The sequence below is a fragment of the Gordonia jacobaea genome (assembly GCF_965344965.1).
In the GTDB taxonomy this organism is placed as follows: Bacteria; Actinomycetota; Actinomycetes; order Mycobacteriales; family Mycobacteriaceae; genus Gordonia; species Gordonia jacobaea.
Window position 1 is genome coordinate 1031650 of record NZ_CBDRLS010000002.1, and the last position, 6762, is coordinate 1038411.

At 63.6% G+C, this 6762-nt stretch carries 4 protein-coding genes; 1 reads left to right on the forward strand and 3 read right to left on the reverse strand.

Features of this window, described 5'->3' with window-relative positions:
- Positions 1-170 precede the first annotated feature (170 nt).
- A complete protein-coding gene (locus ACRVY7_RS10770; RefSeq protein ID WP_431817042.1) occupies positions 171-911 on the forward strand; it encodes a metallophosphoesterase in 741 nt (246 codons plus the stop codon).
- Here ACRVY7_RS10770 and ACRVY7_RS10775 read toward each other — a convergent pair.
- From ACRVY7_RS10775 to ACRVY7_RS10785, 3 genes are all read right to left on the reverse strand, one after another.
- Positions 883-3207 (reverse strand): SulP family inorganic anion transporter, encoded by a 2325-nt coding sequence (locus ACRVY7_RS10775; protein WP_431817043.1) that lies wholly within the window; start codon positions 3205-3207, stop codon positions 883-885. The genes ACRVY7_RS10770 and ACRVY7_RS10775 overlap by 29 nt on opposite strands.
- A gap of 124 nt (positions 3208-3331) precedes the next feature.
- Positions 3332-4369 (reverse strand): YdcF family protein, encoded by a 1038-nt coding sequence (locus ACRVY7_RS10780; RefSeq protein WP_431817044.1) that lies wholly within the window; start codon positions 4367-4369, stop codon positions 3332-3334.
- Positions 4370-4454: 85 nt separating this feature from the next.
- Positions 4455-6593, reverse strand: coding sequence for a phosphoinositide-specific phospholipase C-related protein (locus ACRVY7_RS10785; protein ID WP_431817045.1), 2139 nt, complete (start codon positions 6591-6593; stop codon positions 4455-4457).
- Between the last annotated feature and the right edge of the window lie 169 nt (positions 6594-6762).

The window sequence follows — 6762 nt, forward strand, 5'->3', positions numbered from 1 at the left end:
GGCAACGCTGCCCCGAATGCGAACTTTGCACCGAATGCCACGTTGCACACGATCGCCGTCATCGGTCATATGGGCGCCATAAGTGAGTCTCTCGCCACGCCCACCGACCTCGCTTCGCGATCGGGAACTCTGTTGGCTATGTTCAGTGGTGTCCAACCCCGGGAGAGCCAGTGTTCGTTGTCGCGCACATCAGCGACCTGCATTTCAACGGCACCCGATTCAATCGCGCCCGAATCGAATCGACGTTGAGCTATATCAACGCGCGTGCGGACGGCATCAATGTCCTCCTGATCACCGGTGACGTAGCCGACGAAGGCAGCCCGAGCGAGTACCGCGAGGCATCGCTCGTCATCGACAGCCCGCTGCCCATCCTCATCACCGAGGGCAACCACGACGAGCGCGTTGCGTTCAACGCAGGCATTCTGCGGGCCGAATCATCTGCGCCGATCAACTCGTCGAGCCTCGTCGACGGCGTCTTGTTCGTCGTGGTCGACAGTTCCATCCCGGGCCGCAACGACGGCTACATCGACGACGACACGCTCGCGTGGATGTCTGCGGAGATCGCCGCGCACGGACCCGACACCCCGGTGTTCGTCGCATTCCACCATCCGCCGGTCACGTTGGAAATGCCGTTCATGGACAGCATCCGCCAGACCGGCGAGGAGCGCATCGCGGCCCTCGTCGACACGCATCCCAACATCGTCGCGTTCCTGTGTGGACACGCACACACACCGGCGGTCACCCGATTCGCCGACCGCCCGCTGTGCGTCGCACCCGGCGTCTCGTCGACGCTGAACCTGCCCTTCGAGGGCCACGACATCGTGAACCGCGGCCAGCCGCCCGGCATCGCCTTTCACATCCTCGACGACGCCGGACGGCTGATCACACACTTTCGCTCGGTGATGTTCTAGCGACTTCGCGGTCCAGCAAACCACTCACGTGATGGCCGACGCCTGCCAGGTGGATACCGGTCTGGCTGACCTCGTAGACCTGTGCGGTACGAATATCGAAGTAGAGTCCGATGATTCGCAGGCGCGCCTCGGCCGCTGCCCGCCCGACGAGGTGATGGCGACTCAGAATCTCCACCTGCTTGGCGACATTCACCACCGCGAGTTGGTCCACATCGTTGAAACCCATTCTGGCGGCCGACCTTCCAGCGGGATGCCCGAGTTGCAGTGCTGTCCTACTCGGTTCGGCCTGGGCCAGCCACGAGCGGATCGGCGAACTCGACGCCGCATCCGAGGACGATTCGCGGCCACGACTCTGGTCGAGCACCGCTCGCATCGCACCACACGATGAGTGTCCGCAGACCACCACGGCGGTAACGCCGACCTCGTTGATCGCGAAATCCAGTGCGGCCTCGATGGATTCGGCGCCGCCGTTGGGCCCTCCGACGATATTGCCGACGTTGCGCACCGTGAACAGGTCGCCAGGACCGCTCGAGGTGATGATATTCGGCATGATGCGCGAGTCGGCACAGGTGAGGAAGAAGGCGTCCGGCTGCTGGTAGTCGACAACATCCTGCAGGTGGCCACGCAGCACGTCAGCGTGTTCGCGGTGATAGTCGGTGACGCCCGCCATGATCGACCGCAGCGATGCCGGGACGTCGGCAACAGCCTTGTCGTCGACCGGGATCCGTTGGCTGCGCCAGGGGGTAAGACCGACGATGCCGCCGGTGTGTCGACGGGGCGGAGCAAGCGGCGCATGCTCGATTCGAGCCCGACCGCGCTCGACGATCGTGACCTCGTTGCCCGTGGCCTCGCGCGCACGCACCCAGTCGGAGATCATCTCCGACGCCGCGTGGTCGAGGAAGTCGACGTCGAATTCCAATGTGACCGGGACGTCGTCGGGAACCTTGCCCAGAGTGCTGTTGAATCGTGGCATTGACAAGAAGCTCAGCGATCCCCGTACCGCGATCAGCCACTCGTCCGATTCGCCGGTCGCCACCGGTCCTGAGTTGATCTCGACTCGGATGACCCGCCACAGGACCAGTGCCACAGCGAGGGCAAGGCCGATTGCCACACCCTCGAGAAGGTTCAGGAAGACGACGCTGACAACGGTCACGCCGTACACCCACAGATCGCCGGTGCGCAGGGCGGTTTTCATGTGCGCCAACTTCACCAGTTGCATGCCGATCACCACGAGGAGCCCGGCGAGCGCCGCCAGCGGGATCTGCTCGACCAGTGCTGTCAGGAACACCGCGAAGACGAAGACCCACACACCGTGCAGAACCGCCGACCACCGAGTACGCGCTCCGGCAGCGACATTCGCGGTGCTCCGCACGATCACGCCGGTGACCGGAAGCCCGCCCAGGAGTCCGGACGTCATGTTCGCGCTGCCCTGCCCGATGAGTTCGCGATTGAATCTGCTGCGCGGACCGTCGTGCATCTTGTCGACGGCAACGGCAGAAAGCAGGGATTCGACACTGGCGATCAGTGCGACGGTGAGCACGCCGAGAACGAATCCACCCCAATTGCCATGGGGCAGTTCAGGCAGCGAGATGGCGTCGAAGAAGTTGCCGTCGAGACGTACCCGCTCGACGTCGAGGTTGAGCGCAGCTGCCAGCACAGTCGCGAGTGCGATCGCCGCGAGCGGTCCGGGAATCTTGCGTGCGCGGGCGGGGAGAAACTTCCAACCCACCATCACCACGATGACGATGATTCCGATCGAGGCGTCGGCCCAGCTGATGTCGCCGATCCGCTCAGGCAGTTCGCTGATGTTTGCAAGCGCAGAACTCTTCGACTTTCCGCCGAGTAGTACGTGAATCTGTTGCAGCGCAATGGTGATTCCGATTCCGGCCAGCATCGCGTGCACCACCACCGGCGCAATGCCGAGCGCGGCCGTCGCGATCCGACTGACACCGAAGAGAATCTGCAGAATTCCCGCACCAACGGTGATCGCACACGTCACCTTCCAGCCGAAGTTGGTGACGAGTTCGGCCACCACCACCGTCAGCCCCGCAGCGGGCCCCGAGACCTGGAGCGGGCTACCGCCGATCAATCCCGCCACCACACCACCGACCACCGCCGCGATCAGGCCGGCCATGACGGGCGCTCCGGAGGCTACTGCGATGCCGAGTGAAAGTGGCAGCGCCACAAGGAAAACAACGAGAGATGCCGGAACATCGTATTTCAGAACTCCGCGCCATCGATCGCGAGATGGTTGGGCCGTGTCTATCCGTCGAGAATCTGTCGGGGTAGTTGCCATGCAACGAACGTACAGAGCGAGACCTCATCAGAGTTGCCCTGAAGAAGAATATTCTTGTGAGACTTCTACAGGCCGATTTTGATTGTGACTCAGTTCACGCATACATCGAAAGTCGTTGCGCCATTCAACTTTTCGACCCGGTCTGTAGAAGCTGATCAAGAATCTTGCCGCCGATTTCAGGGATAAGGCCTGGTCCTGTGTCCGGAAGATCATTCGGCAGACCAGGGATATTCGGGATCGGTAATTCTGAATTCTTAGTGGTGGGAATTCTTGCGGCGCGAGTCGCTTCGAGGCGAATGCCTTTCTGCTGATCTTTCGTCAAGGGTTTGAGATACTTCGCCATATCGGTCGGCGTCGTGACAGATCCGCTCACCTTCAGTCCCACTGCACCGAAGTCGGCCGCAGCTCGCCGAATGTGATTCGGTGAGGTGACCAGCACAATGTCGGCAATCCCCCGCGCACCGAGAATTGCGGCCGTGTTCTGTGCGTTCGACACCGTGGACACCGACTTGTCCTCCGTCGTCACCCGCGACGCGTCGACGCCATTGGCGACGAGCCACTTCTTCATCGCCGACGCCTCGGTGATGCCCTTCTTCGGCACGCCACCGGTGACGACGATCGGGAGCGACGGCGCGGCGTCGGCTTGGGCTTTGCCCGCCGTCAGCCGCTTCACCAGTTCGGGTGCCATCGTGCCGTCGGCGCCGAGTCCGTAGCCGAGTATCACAATCGCCGGCTGCCCCGACGCGGGAGCGGGCGAGGTGGACGGGACGATCGCGGCGGCGGCGGAGACGCCGGCAGTGATGTTGCGGACGCTCGTCGCGAGCGTCGGATTGATCATCGAGAGTCGGCTCAGTGCCGCCTTCCCGGTGGCGGCATCGTCGACCTGATCGGACCATACCGATTGCAGCGCAAGTGAATCGGCGTCTGCGGGTGCGACGATCAGCGACTGTTTGAGCGACTCGAGTCCGCCCGCCACGTCACCGGCAGCGAACTTCTGCTGGGCGGAGTTGTAGAGCGACGCCGGATCGATGGCGGTCACGGTCGGTTGCACCTGCGCGTGGTGCACCACCGGCAACGAACCGACCACACCGCCGACCGCTGCCGCAGCGACGACCGCGACGACGCCGCGTCGAATCCGTTTCACTCTGGCCACATGAGTCACTCGTGTAACTCTAGGTTGACTTGTCCAGTCCTGGGTCTCCCTGCGATCCCAAGTCGATAACAGCGGGGCCCAGCGGTAGTAAGAGCTAGCTCACCCCGTTGAGCCGGTTCACCGACGCGAACAGGTCTCCGACCCGATAGTTGTTCACCGCGACGAAATTCGGAATCATGTTCCGCTCTGCGCGGCACTGCTCGAGCCGGTTGAACAAGAACTCCTCGCGATTGACCACACCGGCGTCGCGGATCCTGCTGGTGAAGTTGCTCATCCAGTGATTCACCAGAAACAGTGGTGCTGTGGTCGACCCTCTGTTCCGATCGCAGTTGAACTCGGCTGTCGTCCGGAATTCATACGGTGTGTCCTGGGTCCACTCCTTGCCGTCGAGCAGCCATGGGCGCTCGGTACCGCCACCGACGTTCTCGTGCAGCCAGACCAGGTTGTGACGGCTGTCGATCATCTGCCGCAGCGTCGGCCACGGTTGGCCCATGGTCGGGGTGTAGAGCCGGTCGTAGAGCCCCGCCTGCCGCAGCAAGGTCTCCACGTCGGCGGGTGCGACCATGTCCTGCACGAAGAACGTGACCACCTCATTGGGGTGGGCGTCCATCCACTCGCGCACCTTGATCATCAGCGGCAGCCACTCCGTCGAACCGAGTTCGCACAGCTCGTGACACAGGTAGGGCTTGACCGGTCCGACGGGAGTCAGATCGAGGGCGTCGCGCACCCTCAAGGCACTCTGCACGGTCTGCGCGCCATACAGCTGCTCTGCCGCTGCCAATGCCTGTGCGCGGCTGTCCTGAGTGTTGGCGATGATCGGCGGCTTGTTGGACATCTGACCGTTCCAACTGTCGATGAGGAACACGCGGACGCCGTCGTCGAGTTGCCCCATGACGCCGGTCTCCTGTTCCGCGAGAAACCATCGATTGCCGTCGGCCGCCGACATCGAATTGTGCGTCGCGGGAAACGCCACGTCGTTGTATGGCCGGTCGCACAACTCGACGTGACCGTTGCACGCATTCGGATCATTCTCGGCGACAGCGGAACTCAATGCCGGGGTCGGCTGCGGCCATGACAGTACGCCGACAGTCGCAAGCAAAACCGCTACGCCGACTATCGCCACCGCCGGAATCGCCAACCGGCCGACGATCTGGCGCCGATCGCTGTGCTGCAGTTGCCGATTCGCTGCCCGCAGCAACTCCCCCGCACCTGCGATGAGCGCGAATGCTCCGAGCAGCACAGCGACGACCGTGACGAAGGTCAGCGGGCGCACCACCGCCAGCACGCCCAGCAACACCAGCACTCCGCCACGCGCGGCGATGGCCGCCGGGGTCGACGGTCGTCGTATCACCCACTCGCGCAGACGCTCTGCGAGTCTGTCGAGATCGTCGACCGGCGCGAGACTCGACGCCGCGCGCACGGCCAGCCCGATGAGCGCCGCAACCGCAGCGATGATCCACAGCCTGCCGTCGACCTCGCGCCAGACCGCTACCGTGAGAGCGCCGTCGAGGGTGTCGGTCGGGATGAAGGAGGCAATGATGGTGCAGGCGAGCAGGATTGCGGCGACGAGTGCCGCGAGCCAGATGATCGCCGCGCCAAGGGAGTCGGTGACCGCGGCGATGCGCGAGGCTCGACCCGTAGCCGCGGGCGGAGGTCGGATGAACGCCGCACCCACAATCAGCAGTAGGCCCAGCAGCGGCAACAACCACGCAAGGACTCGTACCCATCTGACGTAATCGAGGATGCCCGAATCCCATTCACTCGCACCGATCGCCGAGAGCGTGACATCCATGTTGTCGGGTAGTCGAGCAGCGACGTCGGGTGCCACCGTCCGCAGTGCGGCGACGGTAACCGCCCCGAGATCGGCCAGACGCAACACGAACAGATTGCTGTCACCCTGGGTTATCGACCTATGGATCGACGCGGTGAGTCCTCGCACCGCGGGCCCCGCCGCGGGACTCGACACCGCCGAGATCGACACCGATTCCACCAGCGGACGCAGCGCGATGAGTTCCGGCGACGCCGAGATGATCTTGCCGGACACGAGCAGCCCGAGTTGCCGTGCGACCGCGGGATCCTGCCGGATCGAGTCGACATGCGCAGCGAACCGGGCGCTGTTGACGGCCTCGCGGTTGACCACGCCCGCGAACAACCCGCCGAGCAGACACAGCACTCCGAGCGCGAAAACAACGTGCGAAATCACCGTGCGAACTCGGGAAGCGTCGACTGCCATCACATACACATAGCAGCGGGGGGGGGGGGGGGTGGGCCGAGGCTTGCGCAACGTGAAAAGAACGCTGCAGGTGTCTGAGAGCACCTGGCATTCGAGGGTCAACTTGTCGAATCGATCGGTGTCGACGTTGCCGGGCTGATCGGCGTTGGCCTGTTCGGACGAGACTGCC

Excerpts from the sequence above, each read along its gene's own strand:
- ACRVY7_RS10775 (WP_431817043.1), bottom strand. The coding sequence starts at position 3,207 with ATGGCAACTACCCCGACAGATTCTCGACGGATAGACACGGCCCAACCA.
- ACRVY7_RS10785 (WP_431817045.1), bottom strand. The coding sequence starts at position 6,593 with ATGGCAGTCGACGCTTCCCGAGTTCGCACGGTGATTTCGCACGTTGTT.